Here is a 17,873-nt window from a genome sequence, read left to right on the forward strand (position 1 = left end):
CCGCCGCTCCGCCTCGCGGACGACCGCGTCCAGCTCGGTGAGGTCGGTCCAGTCGGCGCGCAGCCGGTAGCCGCCGTCCGTGCGCTCGACGCGGTCGCGGCCGAGCAGGCGGCGTACCCGGCTCGCGAGCACGGCGACCTGGTCCGCCGGCCGGGCCGGCGGCGTGTCACCCCACAGCGCGTCGACCGCCGCGTCGAGGGGCACCGGACGGCCGCCGGCCAGCGCGAGGAGCAGGAGGAGGCCGCGGGCCTTCCTGTCCAGCACTGCGGTGTCGAAGCCGTCGACCGTGAGTTCCCCGAGCACACGCACGGCGAGTGCGCTCACGAGCGTGATGGTACGCCGCCGCGAGGGTCGGGGATCAGGGCTTCGCGTAGTTCGAGGCACCCCACCAGTCGACGACCACGACCGGCTCGTCCCCGATCACCCAGGCGTCGTGTCCCTCGGGGAGCGAGGTGACGTCGCCGGGCCGCGCGACCAGCTCGGTGCCGTCGGCCATCAGGATCCCCAGCTCGCCACTGACGTGGTACTGGAAGTGCGGGGCCTCGCACAGCTCGGTGCCGGCGATCGCCTTGACGTGCTCCGACCACCGCCAGCCCGGCTGCAGGGTGAGCCGGCCGATCGGGGTGCCGCCGACGGTGAGGATCTCGGCGACGCCGCGCTCGAAGGAGCGGGTCTCGTCGGGGGCGCTGAAGCTCTTCTGCTCGGTCCTCTGGTGCTGGCCGTGGGTGTTCTGGTCGTGGGTGTGCTGGTCGACGCTCATGGGAGCCTCCGGTGGTCCGTGCGGCGCCTCTCGCCGCCTCGGGACGGAGCCTGCGCCGACGGCCTTGCAGTGCGGTTGCAGCGCGGGCTTCTCGTCGTACCGGACCCAGTGGCTGTGAATTCGGCCGATTCGCAACCATTCAGTCCGGTACGAGGCGGTCTGACACCCCGAAATCGGTCCTTGACACGAGAAAGGCATGTGTAAAGCAGCACATCTGCTACCGATCAGTAGATTCGGTGACGGCGGTCACCTACGCTCCTTCCATGAGCGAAGCGATTTCCGGCTCCGGCGCCTCCGACGGCCCGGTCGTTGACGGCCCGCACGACCCCGAGCACGACCCCCGGGCGTCGTACGCCCTCGAGCCGGAGTACGTCGCCCGGCTGACGGATCGCGTGCTGGCGACCACCGGCACGACGACCCAGGTGCACTCGCCGATCAACGGCGCCCCGGTCGCCAACATCCCGCAGTCGAGCGAGGCCGACGTCGCCGAGGCCTTCCGTCGCGCGCGGGTCGCCCAGGCGGCGTGGGCGCGGGTGTCGATCGACGAGCGGGCCCGGATCCTGCACCGTCTCCACGACATCGTGCTCGACCGCCAGGCCGAGATCATGGACCTGATCCAGCTCGAGTCCGGCAAGTCCCGCAAGCACGCCTTCGACGAGCCGCTGCACATCGCGCTCACCGCGCGCTACTACGCCCGCACCGCGCACGAGCACCTCGACTCCGAGAGCCGGCCGGGCGTCGTACCCGTGCTGACCAAGGTGGAGCTCAACCGCGTGCCCAAGGGCGTCGTCGGCATCATCTCGCCGTGGAACTACCCCTTCACGATGGCGCTGTGCGACGGTCTCCCGGCCCTGCTCGCCGGCAATGCCGTCGTCACCAAGCCCGACGCGCAGACCATGCTCTCCGCGCTGCTCGGCGCGCAGCTGCTGGAGGAGGCCGGCTTCCCGCGTGACCTGTGGCAGGTCGTCGCCGGCCCCGGCCGCGTGCTGGGCACGCCGATCATCGAGCGCGCCGACTACATCTGCTTCACCGGCTCCACCGCGACCGGCAAGATCATCGCCAAGCAGGCGGCCGAGCGCCTCATCGGCTGCTCGCTCGAGCTCGGCGGCAAGAACCCGATCCTGGTGCTCCGCGACGCCGACATCGAGCGTGCCGCCGAGGGTGCCGTCCGGGCGTCCTTCTCCAACGCCGGCCAGCTGTGCGTGTCGACCGAGCGCATGTTCGTCGCCGACGCCGTCTACGACCGGTTCGTGGAGCGCTTCGTGGCCCGGACCAAGGCGATGAGCCTCGGCGCCACGATGGACTGGGACTCCGACATGGGCACCCTCATCTCCGCCGACCAGCTCGAGACCGTCTCCGCCCACGTCGAGGACGCCGTCGCCAAGGGCGCCCGCGTGCTGGCCGGCGGCAAGGCGCGGCCCGACCTGGCGCCGTACTACTACGAGCCGACGATCCTCGAGGGCGTCACGCCGGAGATGACCTGCTTCGGCCACGAGACCTTCGGCCCGGTCGTCTCGATCTACCGCTTCCACGACGAGGCCGACGCGATCGCGCGCGCCAACGACGGCGAGTACGGCCTCAACGGCTCGGTCTACACCCGCGACACCGCGCGCGGGCGCGCCGTGGCCCGCCAGATCAAGTGCGGCACGGTCAACGTCAACGAGGCGTTCGGCGCCACCTTCGCCAGCATCAGCGCCCCGATGGGCGGCATGCGCGAGTCCGGCATGGGCCGCCGCCAGGGGAGCGAGGGCATCCACCGCTACACCGAGACCCAGTCGGTCGCGGTCCAGCGCCTGCTGCGCTTCGGGCCGGTTCTCGGCATGTCCGACGAGTCCTACGCGAAGATCATGACCGCCTCGCTGCGGATCATGGACAAGCTCGGCCGCGCCTGAGCAAGGGGGAACACATGACCGACTTCGACTACGACGTCCTCGTCATCGGCTCGGGCTTCGGCGGCTCAGTCACCGCGCTCCGGCTGACCGAGAAGGGCTACCGCGTCGGCGTCCTCGAGGCCGGCGCGCGGTTCACCGACGCCGACTTCGCCGACAACTCCTGGGACCTGAAGAAGTACCTCTACGCCCCGGCGGCCGGCTGCTACGGCATCCAGCGCATCGACATGGTCAAGGACTGCCTGATCCTCGCCGGCGCCGGCGTGGGTGGCGGTTCGCTGGTCTACGCGAACACGCTCTACGAGCCGCTCGAGCCGTTCTACAAGGACCCGTCCTGGGCCCACATCACCGACTGGAAGGCGGAGCTGGCGCCGTACTACGACCAGGCCAAGCGGATGCTCGGCGTCGTCGAGTACCCGCGCATGACCCCGTCGGACGAGGTCATGAAGAAGGTCGCCGACGAGATGGGCGTCGGTGACACCTTCCACGCGACCCCGGTCGGCGTCTTCTTCGGCGGTCCCGGCCAGGCGGCCGGCGAGCAGGCCGACGACCCGTACTTCGGCGGGGCCGGCCCGAAGCGCAACGCCTGCCTCGACTGCGGCGAGTGCATGACCGGCTGCCGGCACAACGCCAAGAACACCCTGGTCAAGAACTACCTCTACCTCGCCGAGCAGAACGGCGCCGAGGTGCACCCGCTGACCACGGTGACCCGGGTGCGGCCGCTGGCCGGCGGCGGCTACCGGGTCGACACGCGCTGGACCAAGGCGAAGCTGTCCCGTCGTACCGCCGTCAAGACGTTCACCGCCGAGCAGGTCGTCTTCTCGGCCGCCGCGCTCGGCACCCAGAAGCTGCTCCACCGGCTCAAGGCCGAGGGCGACCTGCCCAACGTCTCCGACCGGATCGGCCACCTGACGCGCACCAACTCCGAGTCGATCCTCGGTGCCATCGCGCCCGAGGGCGCCGACGTCGACTACACCGAGGGCGTGGCGATCACCTCCTCGTGGCACCCCGACGAGCACACCCACATCGAGCCGGTGCGCTACGGCAAGGGCAGCAACGCGATGTCGCTGATGCAGACCGTGCTCACCGACGGCGACGGCCCCGAGGCCCGCTGGAAGGTGTGGCTCAAGGAGCTGTGGAAGGAGCGCTCACGGGTCCGCGACCTGTACGACGTGAAGCACTGGTCGGAGAGGGTCGTCATCGCGCTCGTCATGCAGTCGGTCGACAACTCGATCACGACCTTCCCGAAGCGGGTCGCCGGCAAGTGGATCCTGTCGTCGAAGCAGGGCCACGGCGAGCCGAACCCGACGTGGATCCCGGCCGCCAACGACGCCGTCCGCCGCATGGCGCGGGTGATGGGCGGCGGCACCGCCGGCGGGACGATCGGCGAGCCGTTCAACCGGCCCCTGACCGCCCACTTCATCGGCGGCTGCACGATCGGCGACAGCCCGGAGACCGGCGTGGTCGACGGCTACCAGCGGGTCTTCGGGCACCCCGGCCTCCACATCGTCGACGGCTCGACGATCTCGGCCAACCTGGGGGTCAACCCGTCGCTCACGATCACCGCGCAGGCGGAGCGGGCGATGGCCTACTGGCCCAACAAGGGCGAGCAGGACGCCCGCCCGTCGCTCGGCGAGGGCTACGAGCGGATCCAGCCGGTGGCGCCGAAGGCGCCCGTCGTACCGGCTGACGCGCCGGCGGCGCTCCGGCTGCCCATCGTCGGTGTGAGCTGAGTCGACGCCTGGGGCAGAAGTGCACTGCTGGGGCGGTTCCGGGTCTCCCGGGGCCGCCCCAGAACTTTTGGCCAAGTTGTGACCAACCGGCGTAACCCGCCCCTCCCGGTCTCGTTGATCCACCGAGCCCGGGAATCACGCTCCCTCCCGAAGCCCGGGCTCGGTCCAGGCACTGTCCATCAGCTGCGTGGACAATCAGGACCCGGCCACCCTCCCTCCCCGGCCGGGTCCTGGTGCGTTTTCGGACGTCTGCCCGGATATCCACAACCGGTCACGGGCCTCGTTGACATTCCCGATGTGGCCATACGAGTATGTGGCTCCCGCTCGGCGACCGTCGCCGACGGTCTCATCTCGGGAGTCGTTCCATGCTCACTTCTTCGCGCTCGGTCGCGACCTTGCTCCTCACGGCGCTGACCGGCCTGCTGTTCCTCGTCACCGCGCCGGCCGCGATGGCGGCGTCGTACAACTGGTACTCCGCGGGCGACCCGCTCAACGCCTACGACGGCACGCTGCGTGCGTCGGCCTTCGGCACGTCGTACCAGAAGGACGGCTTCCTCAAGAACCACACCTACTACCGCGACCGCCGCGACAACGGCAACGCCGTCTACACGGAGACCGGCTACCGCTACTACGTGGTGTGCACCGGCAACACCGCGCCGTCGTGGTGCGCCGTCGGCAGCTCGGACCAGAGTGCGCGGACGCAGAGCGGCAGCTGGCAGGACCAGTACGACGCCGACGACTACTCGACGCGCGCCGCCGACAAGGGCCGGGTCTACTCGAAGGTCTGCGAGGACCAGTCGTGGAGCCCGGATGCCTGCAGCCGCCAGCCGTACTTCACCTTCAACCTCTGAGGTGGAGGTCGCGGTCACCTCGCTGCGCTGCGCCTACGGGCGCGGCGCAGCGCCGGTCGTCGACATCGACGCCTTCACGATGGCGCGCGGCGTGTGCGGCCTGGTCGGGGTGAACGGAGCCGGGAAGTCGACCCTGCTCCGCACGCTGGCCGGCTGCCGGCGGCCCGACGGGGGTCGGGCAACCGTCGGCGGCGTCGACCTCTACGGTCGGCGCCGCCGGTCGGTGGTCGGTCGCATCGGCTACATGCCCCAGCAGCTCGACCTTCCCGGCGAGCTCCGCGTCGTCGAGGCGCTCGGCTACGCGAGCTGGGTCCGCGACGTGCCGGCGACGGTGGCCCGGGCGAGGAACGGGGACATCCTCGACCGGGTCGGGCTCGCGTCCCGGGCGCAGGACCGGGTGCGCCACCTCTCCGGTGGGATGAAGCGCCGCCTGGCACTGGCGGTGGCGCTGGTGACGGAGCCCGACGTCCTCCTGCTGGATGAGCCGACGACCGGCCTCGACCCTGAGCAGCGGTCGGGTCTGCGGGGGATCCTCGCCGACCTCGGGACGTCGGCGGTCACGCTGCTCAGCAGCCACGTGATGGAGGACGTGGTGATGATGGCGGACCAGGTGGCGGTGCTGGAGGCCGGACGCCTGTTGCACGTCGGGCCCACGGCTGCCTTCGTCGCCGAACGAGGCGGCCCGGACGGGTCCGCGGAGCACGCCTTCCTCGCCACGATCGCGGCGGCGCGCTCATGAGGAGCGCCTGGGTCTGGGTGGGTGACCGACCGCGGGTCGCGCTCCTGTTCGGTCTGCTGGTGCTGGCCGGTGCCGTCGCCACCGCGCCGCGCGTGGGCCATTGGTCGGGGTCGTGGAAGCAGGCCCTCGACAACGGGGTGGGCAGCACCGTCTTCATCGGGCCGGCGGCCGCGGGAGCGGCGTGCCTGGTCTATGCCCGGCTGCGGTCGTCCGCGATGGGCGACATCGTGCTGCAGAGTCGGCTTGACTGGCAGCGCTGGCTGCGGCCGTTCCTGACGATCTGGGCGCTGGCATCGCTGGCCCTGCTGCTCGTTTCCGTCGCCGCCTCGTCGGTGGCTGCCGTTCGCGGGGCTCCTGCCTCACCCGTCCTCTACTGGATCGTGGTGCCGGCGTGCGGGGTGCTGGCCGGCCAGACAGCCCTCGGAGTGCTCATCGGCCACCTCACGGCGCGGGAGTGGGCGGCGCCCGCGGCGGTGGTCCTCGTCTTCCTGCTCTACATGTGGACGACGGTCGGCGGTGCGCCGGACTTCTTCGACACCGGTGGCGCCACCGCCTCGCTGGGTGGCATGACCTATCGCGCCTGGCGCCCGACGGCGATCGGCCTGGCCGGTCTGGCGCTCGCCGGCGTGGCCCTGGTGCTGGCTCATCCCCGGCTGTTCCTGGCCACGCCCGTGCGGCGGGTGGTCGCCCTCGGCGTCGGAGCGGCCTGGGTCGGCGCCTGGTGGTTCGCGCCGGGGGATGCGGGCGATCGCGTGGTCCCGATCGCCGACCCGCCGCTCACCTGCGCGGGTGCTCAGCCCGAGGTGTGTCTGCTGGCCGACCTCCCTCTGCCGCTGGACGACTTCACGGACAAGGTGGATCGCCAGGCGGCGGAACTGCGCGCGATCGGGGTGAGCCTGCCGGAACGGTTCGTGGCGACGCCCTACGGCCCGCCCGCCGATCCTCGTGACGGTGTCGTCAACCTCCAGGAGGACGAGGTCCGCCGCACGGTCGACGTCGACCGGGCGACCGACACGCTGGTCCGGCCGGCCGCCTGTCCGGCCGACTACGCGGAGGGGCCGCCGGTGCTGGCGTTCGACGTGCGCCGGCAGCTCGGCCGGTGGCTCCAGTTCCGAGCCGGGCTGCTGAAGCCGGACCCCAGCGACGGCGACTACGACTGGCTGCACGGCGACCCGGAGGTGCAGGACGCGTGGGTCCGCACGACGTACCGCCAGCTGGCGGAGTGCCGCTACGACGAGGTCAGGAAGCACGGATGAGCTGGGTCGCCCGTGCCTGGGCGGTGGCCCGTGCCTGGTCGCTCGACGGCGCCCTGGTGGTGTCGCTGGGCCTGGCGCTCGCCGCACTGGTCACCAGTGACGCGTACGTCGAGCTGCCCTTCCTGCGCAACCGGCTCGCGGTGCTGCACCTCATGCCCGTGCTGGCGGGCATGGCGCTCGGCTTTCCGCTGGTGGACCGGATGCCCGAGCTCGCCCTGCTGGCGCCCCGCTCGCCGATGAGGCTGCCGGCGCTCCGCATGGGATGCCTCATCCTGGTCTCGCTTCCGGTGCCGGCGGCACTCGTCGCCCTCGGCTGGCCGGTGGGTGGGGCGTCGACGGTGCTCGGCTTCGTGGGGATCGCCGCGGCGAGCACGGCCCTCCTTCGCCTCTGGTACTGGGCGCCGATGTTCGGGGTGCTGGTGGCGTGGGGTTATGCGAGCCCGGACCGCTTGTCCGGCGTGGCCGGGCCCGAGTGGCGCACGCCGGCGCTGCTCGCCCTCGCGGTCGGCGGCTCCCTGTACGTCGCCGTGGAGGCCTGGCGCGTGCGGCGCGTCGTCCGTGGGGTCGGCGCCGAGTCGGAGGACGGGCGCGCGGTCGATACGATTCGCCCATGACGGAGGCCCCGGAGACCCAGCACGAGCACGACCTGGTCCTGGTGGTGGACTTCGGGGCGCAGTACGCCCAGCTGATCGCCCGCCGGGTGCGCGAGGCGCGGGTCTACTCCGAGATCGTGCCGCACACGATGCCGATCGCGGAGATGGTCGCGCGGAACCCGAAGGCGATCATCCTGTCCGGCGGCCCGTCGTCGGTCTACGAGGAGGGCGCGCCGGCGATCGACCCGGCCGTCTTCACGTCTGGCCCCGCCGTCTTCGGCATGTGCTACGGCTTCCAGCTGATGGCCCGCGGCCTCGGCGGCACGGTCTCCGCGACCGGCGCCCGCGAGTACGGCCGCACCCGCGTGACCGTCGGCACGGGCGGCACGCTGCTCGAGGGCATCCCCGCCGAGCACAACGTGTGGATGTCCCACGGCGACTCGGTGTCGGCCGCTCCCGAGGGCTTCACCGTCCTCGCCTCGACCGAGGTCACCCCGGTCGCCGCCTTCGAGGACGTCGACCGCGGTCTCGCCGGCGTGCAGTGGCACCCGGAGGTGCTGCACTCCGAGCACGGCCAGAAGGTCCTCGAGCACTTCCTGTGGGACATCGCCGGCTGCCGCCAGACGTGGACCATCGGCAACATCGCCGAGGAGCAGATCGCGCGCATCCGCGAGCAGGTCGGCCCGGACGGCCGCGCCATCTGCGGCCTCTCCGGTGGCGTCGACTCCGCCGTCGCGGCCGCGATCGTGCAGAAGGCGATCGGCGACCGCCTCACCTGCGTCTACGTCGACCACGGCCTGATGCGCAAGGGCGAGACCGAGCAGATCGAGCGCGACTTCGTCGCCGCCACCGGCGCCAAGCTGGTCATCGTCGACGCCGAGAAGCAGTTCCTCGACGCGCTCGCCGGCACCAGCGAGCCGGAGGCGAAGCGCAAGATCATCGGCCGCGAGTTCATCCGCGCCTTCGAGGGCGCCGAGCTCGAGGTCATCAAGGACGCGCCCGAGGGCACGAAGGTCGGCTTCCTCGTCCAGGGCACGCTCTACCCCGACATCGTCGAGTCCGGCCACGGCGCCGGTACGTCGACCATCAAGTCCCACCACAACGTCGGCGGCCTGCCCGAGGACCTCGAGTTCGAGCTGGTCGAGCCGCTGCGCGAGCTCTTCAAGGACGAGGTGCGCGCCGTCGGCGCCCAGCTCGGCCTGCCCAACGTGATCGTCCAGCGTCAGCCGTTCCCCGGCCCCGGCCTCGGCATCCGGATCATCGGCGAGGTCACCCGCGAGCGCCTCGACATCCTGCGCGAGGCCGACGCGATCGCCCGCGAGGAGATGACCGCCGCCGGCCTCGACGGCGACATCTGGCAGATGCCGGTCGTCCTGCTCGCCGACGTCCGCTCGGTCGGCGTCCAGGGCGACGGCCGCACCTACGGCCACCCGGTCGTCCTCCGCCCGGTCACCTCCGAGGACGCCATGACCGCCGACTGGGCGCGCCTGCCGTATGACGTGCTGGAGAAGATCTCGACCCGCATCACCAACGAGGTGGCCGAGATCAACCGGGTCACCGTCGACATCACCTCGAAGCCGCCGGGCACCATCGAGTGGGAGTGAGGTCCGGGCGGTAGGGCGCGTCTGCGTCACCGCCGTCGGTGGAACCTCACGTCGCCCTGGGCTGTCCAGTGGTGGTCGTACGCCCGGTCGTGGACCAGGTGATGGTGGTGGGAACAGAGGCAGACGCCATCGGCGATGTCGGTGCGCCCGCCCTGGGACCACGGCTCGCGGTGGTGGACCTCGCACCAGGCCGCGGGGATCGTGCACCCCTCGGCCCGACAGCGCCGGTCGCGGAGCCGGATCGCCCGTCGCTGCGGAGCCCGGTAGAGCCTGCTGGCCCGCCCGACGTCGAGCGGCTGCCCCTTGCCGTCGAGGACGACCGGCACCAGGCCCGCCTGGCAGGCCAGCCGGCGTGCTTCCTCGGCGGAGATGGTGATCTCGCCGTCGGCATTGCTCGTCGACGCCATCCCCGCGGTGGCGAGGTCGGTCAACAGTTGATCGAGGGTCATCGTGATGATCACGGTCGTGGCGTCGCCGCCGTGTTCGGGCAGGCGGTCGGGGTCGAGCAGCTCGAGCAGGGCCGCGAACGCCCGGGCGTGGGCCCGGTGGGCAGGTACGCGTTCGCCGGTGCCCGTGGGGGCGGCGGGATCGGGGGAGGGGTCGTCCTCGCAGGGTCCGCCGCGCTTCTTCGTACGCCGCGGCGAGGAGTAGGCCTGCAGGTAGCGCTTCAGCCGCTCGGCGACGGCGGTCGGCAAGGCGCCCCAGAAGCGGGTGAGGCCGGTGCCGAGGTCGTGGAACTTGAGGAACGCCTCAGCCAGCGCCCGTCGTTCCTCCTCCTCGAGGCGCTTGGCCTCCTCAGCCTCGGCCACCTCCGGTGCCACCACCTCCAGCAGGCGCCGGGCGAGGCGGCGCAGCTCGCTGGGCCGGAAGTGCTCGCAGAACGCGACGAGGGTGGTCTCGGCATCGGTGGCGACCTCCTGGCCGGGGCGGCTAGGGAGGTCCTCGAGGACGGCGGCGACAACGCGTGCCTGGGCAGGGGAGACGCGCCCTTCGCGCATCGCGGCCGCCACCAGCGGCCGGCGCTCGAGTCGCTCGGCCAGCACGGCGTCGGACCGGGTGGTGGCGGGCTCCGCCTGCGTCGCGTGCGCGAGCCACGCCGCAGCATCCCGGGCTCCCGACTCCTCCCCGACCTCGCCCGAGGCCGCGAGGACCCGCATCCGCAGCTCGGCGACCCGCCCTTCGATGCGCGCCAGCTCGACGAGCGCCGTCTGCTTGTCGGCGGTGCTCATGTACGTCGGCTGCACCGCCGCCACCGCGTCCAGCGCCGCACGCATCTCGGCCGCACACCCGAGGACCGGGTGCGGCGGTGCGACGACGGCGACGGACATCTGGCGGAACTCCTCGGGCAGGCGCGACAAACTGACTTGTCGCCCGCCAGGAGGCACCGTCCGGTGCAGCGGCTCCGCACCAGGAAGGTGCGTGCCATGTCCTGTTGGACATCGACCTCAGGTCCCCGGGGCCTCTCGTTGCACCCCGCCTTGCGGCCGTGGGCCGATCGTACATCTGTTCGAATATCCGCGCAAGGGGCGGTGGGCTGTTGTGGACTACCCGCTGGCGCTGTTCCGATCGAGCAGCATTGGCGGCGGTGTGACGTACCTCGGGAATCGAGTGCGCGGCATTCCACATGGGGCAGGAATCTGCTTGTGGACTGCGGAGCCCTGAGCGGAAGGCGTGTCTGCCTTCGTCCGGACATCGGCCACCAGAGCCATCGACCCGGCCCGATTTGGCGACGAGGCGCGGCTCGAGCGCACCGGCGGACCCAGGGTTGGGCCGCGGCACAGGTGACGCAGGCTCTTCGGCCTCGGGGGCGAAGCGGCCGGTCGTCACCGGGCTCGCGCCTCGTTCCTGCTGAACATCCGCGCGGCGCTTCGGCAGCAACTAAATTCTCCGGGTGCGTGTCTGCGAGCTCGATGTCGAGCGATTCTTGGGATTCAAGTCACTCAAGCTCGAGGTCGATACGGCAATCCAGCTCGTTGCCGGGCCGAACAACGCCGGCAAGTCGTCGGCGGTTCGGCTGCTAGAGGCATTCTTCGCCGATCCGACGGGCGAGAGCCTGCGCGGCCTGTTGCCTCGCAATGCCTACTACCGGGACCTTGGAGCCCGAACCCTGTCCAGTATCCAGGTCTGGTTCACCGATCTGACCGAGGACGAACGCACGGCCTTCGCCCCGATTCTGCGCCGCGACAACCGGTTCTGGATCAAGGTGCGGTGCAGCCGTGGCGGTGCCGTGTCCTACGAGACCTCGCAGCGAGTGACGGCAGATGACGCGCGACGTCTCTACCTCGAGGTCCTGAACCGGTTCCACTTCGTCAAGATCCCCTCTGTCCGCGTCGCCGGCGACGTCGACCGCAATGAACCGGAGTCCCTCGCGCGCCTGTTGGACACGCTCGAGGCCATCTTGATCCGCACCGGTAGCTCACGCAGTACCGGTCTTCAACAGCAGTTCCGCGACCAGATGGAGCCGCTCGAGACACTGGTACGGGAGACGCTCGATCAATCTGCGGCGGCGATCGTCGCCGACCTGCCCTTCCAAGAGTCGGAGGTGCGCTTCAAATTGCCCGAGCCCCGCGCCGCGCTGCGGGGGATGCTCGAGTCCGCCTTGATCGAGAGCGGATCCGATGCGCCGGTCGCTGTCTCGGAGCGCGGAACTGGCTTCCAGTCCGCCCTAGTGCTCGGCATCCTCCGATACGTAGCGAGCAAGGAGGCTCAAACGGGGGCGAACCTCATGTTCGCCATCGAGGAACCTGAGGCCTTCCTGCATCCGCAAACCCAGCGCGCGATGGCCAAGATCATCGGGGACATTGCCGACGACGCCCAAGTCCTCGTCACGACGCACAGCTCGGTGCTCGTCGATTCCTTCGACATCTCCCGGATCGCAAGGCTTCCCCTCCAGAGTGGCGGTACCACCTATGAACGAAGTAAGCCCGTCCTCGACCCGACGGACGCCGGACGTCTGAGTCGCTATTGCTCGGCAGCCAACAGCGAACTGGTCTTCGCGAACGCGGTGGTGTTCGTGGAAGGCGAGGGCGACTACTCAGTCGTGGAGAGGCTCCTGAGCCGTGCCTGCGCCGCTCCCGGCGGCCATTATGCGCTGGGGGTAACCGTTATCGAAGCGGGTGGTGTAGGCAAGATCCAGTACCTCGTGCAGCTCGCCAATGTCTTTGGTATCCGCTCCTACGTGATCGTCGACGGGGACGCGGTCCGCACGGCGGGCAGTGGCAAGCGCGAAGTTCTGAACATCCTCGCCTCACGCCATCAGCAACCGAGCAAGGCCGAACGCGACAGCATCATGCAGCAGGCTGACCAGGCCAGTACGACCGCATCCCAGGCCTTCGCCAACCAGAAGAAGTTGAACCACTTGTTGTCGCCGTTCGATGTCTTCGTCCTGTCCTCGGACTTGGAGGGACTGTTCCTCGACGCCCTCGGTGTCGCCGGCGTTGTCGCCGCTCTGGGCCCCGGACGCGACGGATCCATCGACGCTAGTTTCGCCAGCACCTTGTCGACAGCCCCTGACGCCTACGAGCAGTTGGCGAGCTGGATGGGCTCAAGGGGATGGAACTCGAATCGCAAGAAGAGCGGCAAGCTTGAGCCGCATCTTGCGCCGTACTTGCTGGACGATTGCCTTGCTCTTGGAGATCCGCTCCCAATGGCCCTCCAGCCACTCGTCACTTGGCTGGAGCAGATCATCGCTAGCGTCCGGCACGCCCCGGTCTGATCTGCGGGGCGCTGGCCTCCGCGCCGAGAGAAGTCGCGCAGTTGCGGCCTTGCCGCTTCAGCGGCGGGCTCCCGCACTCTCGCGGCGAACACTGCCGACCCGTCGAATCCTGCTAGAGCCTGCCAATACCTCGTACAGTCAGCGAAGAGCCAGATCAAACGATGCCCGCGTGAGCGAGTTCGACCGGACGCTTGTCCGCCCAGCCGCCGCCGAGCGGATCTTGGCTGATGTGGCACCAATGAACGACCCTGCGCCGGCAAGGTAGCGAGCTGACGCCGGCTCGTGGCGGACCAGAACTCTTGCACGTATCGGATTCAGGTGATCTGGACGCGAACTACTTGACGTCTGAATCCATTGCGGCGCTGCTCTTGATCGCGTTGTAGATGAACTCCCATCGCTCCCTCGTTTTCGGGGCTTCACCACGAAACGCGATGCCGGCCAGCATCTCGACATCGCGAGCCGGAAGATTCCGTTCGGACGCCAACTCCTGCAATGCAGCCGGAATGCCTGGAGAGTCGGCGACCAATTCCCGGCCGACGAGATCTGCGAGAGTCACGCCCAGCGCTTGCGCGATCTTGTGGAGAAACGCAGCGCCCGGGCGACTGCCGCTGCCCTTCTCTACAGTCGAGAGATAGGACTTGCTCACTGTCGCGATCGACGCGAGCTCACTAAGCGATAGGCCCTTGTCATGGCGGAGATTCGTGATTCGCGCGCCGATTTCCTCGGCGTTGGTCTCATCCGAATCAAGACGCTCGAGCAAGTTCGTTGCAGACGTCAGTCTTTGGTTGTGCGGAGACATGGTGGTCGTCAGCTCGCTGCAGGCAGCCGGCCGTGGCCGGGGGCGTGGACAGACTGGGTTTGGCGTGGCGTAGCGAGGACGAGTGAACGCATCACAGTTCTTCCTTCGTTGTCGATGTAGGGATCGGAAATTGCCGAGATGTGGGCTGTTGGGGTGGCCGTGTGAAGAAAGGAAAGGTCGACGACGTCGGCCGCTTCGGCGCAGCCAAGAACCTCGTTAATTGGGTGCATCGGGGGGACCCTCTTCCCGTGCAGTTGAAGGGGCGCGATCGGACACCATTCGCTGTTACTAAACACGCGATGGATCGTGGTGAGCGTGCGGCCATCAGGCAATACCGATTGGCGAAGGTCGACGACGATGGCGTGCCGGCTCGTCAGGTGAAGGAGCCGTCGAAGCGTCGCGTCCAAACTTGCGTGGTGCCTGTCAGCGACATCCTTGACTGCACTCATGTCGAAAGCCAGGTCCGCGAAGATGGGCTGAAGGAACCGCCGAGGCAGCAGCAACTCGGCGGCTCCTATGTCGGCGAGGTTCTCAAGGTGTCGGTTGCCGTGGAGGCTACGGGTTCCAAGCCCTCCGCAACGATGCTGAATGACGGCGTACCCAGGGAGAAGTGTGTGCGTAATCTCGTGCCCGATGGTGAAGTTCCTTCGGTGCGGTCGGTCCGCGCTGCGCACCTTGATGATGAATCCGCCGCTCTCTGAGGGCGCCAGCATTCCCGCCCAGTCCATCTCAGCGACCTGAATGTCCTTGACGCCCTGGAAGCTCGCAACTCGATGGAGATCTATCGGCGGCTCGAGGTCCAGCTTCTGTCCGAGCACTTCAACGAGGCTCTCTACGAGCACGGCGTCGGGCACGCCTGGGCACAGGTCGCGCGCAAGTTCGAGCTGGGAAGTCGGCATCTTGACTTGAGTTTAGGTCGTTCGCTGTTGCGAACGCAATGTGCTACCTTCGAAGTGTTCGCAACTGCGAACACGGGTTTTCTTTCACAGACAGTGGCGGATCCCGTCAAGACACAGGAGCAGGATCCATGTCTCAGGACACCAAGAAGGCGAAGGACTCGACGTCGGGGAAGACGCCGATCTACATCGACGGGACCAAGTACCACCCCGAGGGGGACAAGCTCACGGGCGCGCAGTTGCGCTTGGTGCCGTCGCCGCCAGTCAGCAGCGACCGCGACTTGTGGCTCGACATCGTCGACGAGCTCGACAAGCTCATCGAGGACGGCGAGGTCGTCGAACTGGAGAACAACATGCGGTTCTTCACCGTGCCGCGCGTCATCAACCCCGGCCAGGGCACCAACCCGAGCGGTGGGGCCTGACCGATGGGTCCGCTCGTGGTGGTCCTCCGCGAACAAGACCAGTCGTTCCTCGAGTCGCTGGGCTACAGCCACTCGGTCGAGGTCTCCGACGGCTTCGTCAACGTGGTCCTCGCCGACTTCCCGACCCCTGGACTTGACCAGCGCCATGTCGACCTCCTGTTGCGCCTGCCGATCGGGTTCCCCGATGCGACCCCGGACATGTTCTGGGTCGCGCCGGCCCTGACGGCTAAGGGCGTGGCTATCCCGGGCACCGAGCAGATCGAGAACTACCTCGGCCGGTCCTGGCAGCGGTGGAGTCGCCACATCGGGGGTCAGTGGCGCCCGGGCATCGACAACCTCGAGACGTACCTCGCGTACGTCCGCCGGGCCCTGGCGATGGCGGGCGGCAACTGATGTCGAGCCGCATCGCGTTCACCGAGGACCAGTTCACCCCGCTCGTCGCTGCCCTCGGAGCCCGTGACGAAACCGCGGCGGTCGTCGCGACCTCCTTCGTTGAGGCCCCAGCGACCACCGTGACGACCGCTGACGCTGAAGGCACCAAGGTCGATCAGCGCGTCACGCTCGTCGCCCAGACGATCACCCCGGTCCCCGAGGTGGCGTACGCCGTGCGCGGTCCGATGGGCCTGTCGATCTCCTCCACGGGCTGGGTGCCTGCGTTCCGTGCGGCGGCCGCGTGCAACCAGGTCCCTGTGTTCGTGCACACCCACCCGCAGGGCATGCCCAAGTTCTCCACCTACGACGACCAGGTCGACATCGACCTGGCCATCTCCGCCCGAGCGTTCGGCGCGAAGTACTACGCGGCCGTCGTCCTCGCCGGCACTCCGGACGCTCCGGAAGTCGCCGCGCGCCTGTTCGACCTCGGTGAGGAGTTCAACGCCCGCGCGCCGGAGTTCGTCGTTATCGACGCCGTCCGCGTCGCTGGCGCCGGCCTCCACTTGTACCTGCCGCCCAGCGCAGACGGCGAGGAGTCGACCAAGGAGCGCCTGTCGGTGTTCGACCGGCAGATCCGGATGCTCGGTCCCGACGGCAACCGCACCCTCAAGCACGTCCGCGCCGCCATCATCGGCGGCGGCGGCACCGGCTCAGCGGTCGCTGTCCAGGTCGCGCGCCTCGGACTGGGCGAGCTCGTGGTCGTCGACGACGACGTCGTCACGGACCCGACGCCGACCCGCGGTCACGGCATCACGACCGAGGACGTCGACCGGCTCAAGGTGGACGCCCTCGGCGACCACCTAGACGCCATCGGGCTCGGCACACCGGTGATCCGCATCGACAAGCCGCTGAACCACCCGGACGCGATCGCGGCGATCGCCCACGCCGACGTCGTATTCAGCTGCGTCGACGGGCACGGCGCCCGCCTTATCCTGAACCGGTGGGCGTTCGCGCACATCGCGCCGGTCATCGACGTCGCCGTCCTGGTCGCCCCAACCGAGGGCGAGGACGGGACCCGGAGGGTCCAGATCGAGCAGCGCGTCACCTGGGTCGCTCCCGGTACGGCGTGCCTGCTGTGCCGGCGCCGGGTCGATCCCGCGCTCGCCGCGGCGGAGAACCTCGACCCGGAGACCCGTAAGCGTCTCGCCGGCGAGGGGTACGTCCAAGCCGCCGAGACCCCGCAGCCCGCGGTCGTCACCCTCACCACCAGCGTTGCTGCGCTCGCGGCGACCGAGTTCCTCCTGCGCCTGACCGGCCTAGGGAAGACCGACGCCACCGAACTGCTGCTCCGCTCCCACCTTGGTGAGCTGCGCCGTAACGCCCGGTCTCCGCGCCTCGGATGCTTCTGCACCAACCCGGATTTCATCGGCCGCGGCACCCGCGCCCCGTACCTCGACCTCGCCGGGGTGCTCCAGTGAAGCGCCTTTTCGCCCGCACCCAGATCGGCGCCGTCCGGGCCTACCGGCGAACGCGGAATGCCCACGCCAAGTCCCGCATGCCCCGGGTCATTGCCGTCGCCCGCCGAGCCGAACTGCCCGAGGACCTGCACCCCCGATGCGTTTACCTCCTCGGTGCGACGACACCGAAATGGGCGCTTCTCGACTGCCCCTGCGGACGCGGCCACACCATCGAGCTGAACCTGGCCAACCCCGCGCGAACCCGCTGGACGGTCACCACTGACGAGACCGGCCGGCCGTCCCTCCACCCGTCCATCGATTACCAAGGCCAACACAGATGCCACTACTGGCTCAAGGACGGGCGCATCCACTGGGTCCCCAACCGGACCCGCGGCTGAACAACCTCGACCAGAGGAGAGGAACATGAACCTAGTCCCCGTCGTCTCCGACAACGTCGCCTTCGTGGGCTACGACCACGTCACGCGCATCCTGCGGGTCAGGTTTCGCAGCGGCGGCACCTATGACTACTACGACGTCCCGGCTTCCTATACGAGGCCATGCTCCTCCCGCACCCCTGGCGCCGCGTCGGGCGACAGATTCGCGCACTCCGGTACCGGCGCATCGCTGCCTGACAAAGACCCGACATTCAGCGGGGCGCGTCATTCTGGGTGAAAGGCTCCACATCACTTCACTGGCCCAAGCCCGGCCACGACGCCGTACCACCGCCCGACACCCCGCCGCGCCGACGATCGGTCGGGACTCCCGGGACCAAAGTCCCAACCACGCC

At 69.4% G+C, this 17,873-nt stretch carries 18 protein-coding genes; 13 read left to right on the forward strand and 5 right to left on the reverse strand.

What is annotated here, in order from left to right; translation table 11 throughout:
* Positions 1–324: AfsR/SARP family transcriptional regulator (locus AC2YHB_RS13650; protein ID WP_487354131.1), on the reverse strand; the 324-nt coding region annotated here is incomplete at its 3' end.
* A gap of 34 nt (positions 325–358) precedes the next feature.
* Entirely contained in the window at positions 359–760 is a 402-nt protein-coding gene (locus AC2YHB_RS13655; protein ID WP_487354132.1) for a cupin domain-containing protein, read from the reverse strand.
* 263 nt (positions 761–1,023) lie between these two features.
* Between AC2YHB_RS13655 and AC2YHB_RS13660 the strand changes: the two genes are divergently transcribed.
* From AC2YHB_RS13660 to guaA, 7 genes are all read left to right on the forward strand, one after another.
* Positions 1,024–2,652, forward strand: coding sequence for a succinic semialdehyde dehydrogenase (locus AC2YHB_RS13660; protein ID WP_179647884.1), 1,629 nt, complete (start codon positions 1,024–1,026; stop codon positions 2,650–2,652).
* Between the two features lie 14 nt (positions 2,653–2,666).
* Positions 2,667–4,382, forward strand: coding sequence for a GMC oxidoreductase (locus AC2YHB_RS13665; RefSeq protein ID WP_487354133.1), 1,716 nt, complete (start codon positions 2,667–2,669; stop codon positions 4,380–4,382).
* A 365-nt stretch (positions 4,383–4,747) separates the two neighbouring features.
* Positions 4,748–5,233 (forward strand): hypothetical protein, encoded by a 486-nt coding sequence (locus AC2YHB_RS13670; RefSeq protein WP_179647883.1) that lies wholly within the window; start codon positions 4,748–4,750, stop codon positions 5,231–5,233.
* Between the two features lies 1 nt (position 5,234).
* Positions 5,235–5,972 (forward strand): ABC transporter ATP-binding protein, encoded by a 738-nt coding sequence (locus tag AC2YHB_RS13675; protein ID WP_179647882.1) that lies wholly within the window; start codon positions 5,235–5,237, stop codon positions 5,970–5,972.
* Positions 5,973–5,989: 17 nt separating this feature from the next.
* A complete protein-coding gene (locus AC2YHB_RS13680; RefSeq protein ID WP_487354134.1) occupies positions 5,990–7,228 on the forward strand; it encodes a hypothetical protein in 1,239 nt (412 codons plus the stop codon).
* Positions 7,225–7,842: a hypothetical protein gene (locus AC2YHB_RS13685; RefSeq protein ID WP_487354135.1), complete on the forward strand. Its 618-nt coding sequence runs from the start codon at positions 7,225–7,227 to the stop codon at positions 7,840–7,842. Before AC2YHB_RS13680 ends, AC2YHB_RS13685 begins: the two co-directional genes overlap by 4 nt.
* A complete protein-coding gene (gene guaA, locus AC2YHB_RS13690; RefSeq protein ID WP_036551342.1) occupies positions 7,839–9,425 on the forward strand; it encodes a glutamine-hydrolyzing GMP synthase in 1,587 nt (528 codons plus the stop codon). Before AC2YHB_RS13685 ends, guaA begins: the two co-directional genes overlap by 4 nt.
* Positions 9,426–9,451: 26 nt before the next feature.
* Here the strand turns inward: guaA and AC2YHB_RS13695 are convergent, their stop codons facing one another.
* Positions 9,452–10,753: an HNH endonuclease signature motif containing protein gene (locus AC2YHB_RS13695; protein ID WP_179647879.1), complete on the reverse strand. Its 1,302-nt coding sequence runs from the start codon at positions 10,751–10,753 to the stop codon at positions 9,452–9,454.
* A 563-nt stretch (positions 10,754–11,316) separates the two neighbouring features.
* Between AC2YHB_RS13695 and AC2YHB_RS13700 the strand changes: the two genes are divergently transcribed.
* Positions 11,317–13,140, forward strand: a complete 1,824-nt coding sequence (locus tag AC2YHB_RS13700) for an ATP-dependent nuclease (RefSeq protein ID WP_487354136.1) — start codon at positions 11,317–11,319, stop codon at positions 13,138–13,140.
* A gap of 334 nt (positions 13,141–13,474) precedes the next feature.
* Here AC2YHB_RS13700 and AC2YHB_RS13705 read toward each other — a convergent pair whose 3' ends face one another.
* Together AC2YHB_RS13705 and AC2YHB_RS13710 are read right to left on the reverse strand one after the other, a co-directional pair.
* Entirely contained in the window at positions 13,475–13,939 is a 465-nt protein-coding gene (locus AC2YHB_RS13705) for a helix-turn-helix domain-containing protein (RefSeq protein ID WP_179647876.1), read from the reverse strand.
* 8 nt (positions 13,940–13,947) lie between these two features.
* Positions 13,948–14,838 carry an ImmA/IrrE family metallo-endopeptidase gene (locus AC2YHB_RS13710; protein ID WP_179647875.1) on the reverse strand — a complete coding sequence of 297 codons (891 nt, stop codon included), beginning with the start codon at positions 14,836–14,838 and terminating at the stop codon, positions 13,948–13,950.
* Between the two features lie 128 nt (positions 14,839–14,966).
* Here AC2YHB_RS13710 and AC2YHB_RS13715 point away from each other — a divergent pair, with 128 nt between their 5' ends.
* The 5 genes from AC2YHB_RS13715 to AC2YHB_RS13735 are packed head-to-tail and all read left to right on the forward strand — an operon-like array spanning position 14,967 to position 17,758.
* Positions 14,967–15,257 (forward strand): hypothetical protein, encoded by a 291-nt coding sequence (locus tag AC2YHB_RS13715; protein ID WP_179647874.1) that lies wholly within the window; start codon positions 14,967–14,969, stop codon positions 15,255–15,257.
* A gap of 3 nt (positions 15,258–15,260) precedes the next feature.
* On the forward strand, positions 15,261–15,650 hold the full coding sequence (locus tag AC2YHB_RS13720) for an E2/UBC family protein (protein ID WP_179647873.1): 390 nt from the start codon (positions 15,261–15,263) through the stop codon (positions 15,648–15,650).
* Positions 15,650–17,107 carry a ThiF family adenylyltransferase gene (locus AC2YHB_RS13725; protein ID WP_179647872.1) on the forward strand — a complete coding sequence of 486 codons (1,458 nt, stop codon included), beginning with the start codon at positions 15,650–15,652 and terminating at the stop codon, positions 17,105–17,107. The genes AC2YHB_RS13720 and AC2YHB_RS13725 overlap by 1 nt, the downstream gene beginning before the upstream one ends.
* On the forward strand, positions 17,104–17,484 hold the full coding sequence (locus AC2YHB_RS13730) for a ubiquitination-like system serine protease family protein (protein ID WP_179647871.1): 381 nt from the start codon (positions 17,104–17,106) through the stop codon (positions 17,482–17,484). The genes AC2YHB_RS13725 and AC2YHB_RS13730 overlap by 4 nt, the downstream gene beginning before the upstream one ends.
* Before the next feature lie 25 nt (positions 17,485–17,509).
* On the forward strand, positions 17,510–17,758 hold the full coding sequence (locus tag AC2YHB_RS13735; RefSeq protein ID WP_179647870.1) for a KTSC domain-containing protein: 249 nt from the start codon (positions 17,510–17,512) through the stop codon (positions 17,756–17,758).
* Positions 17,759–17,873: the final 115 nt, after the last annotated feature.

This window comes from Nocardioides sp. SRI_004 (assembly GCF_057586415.1).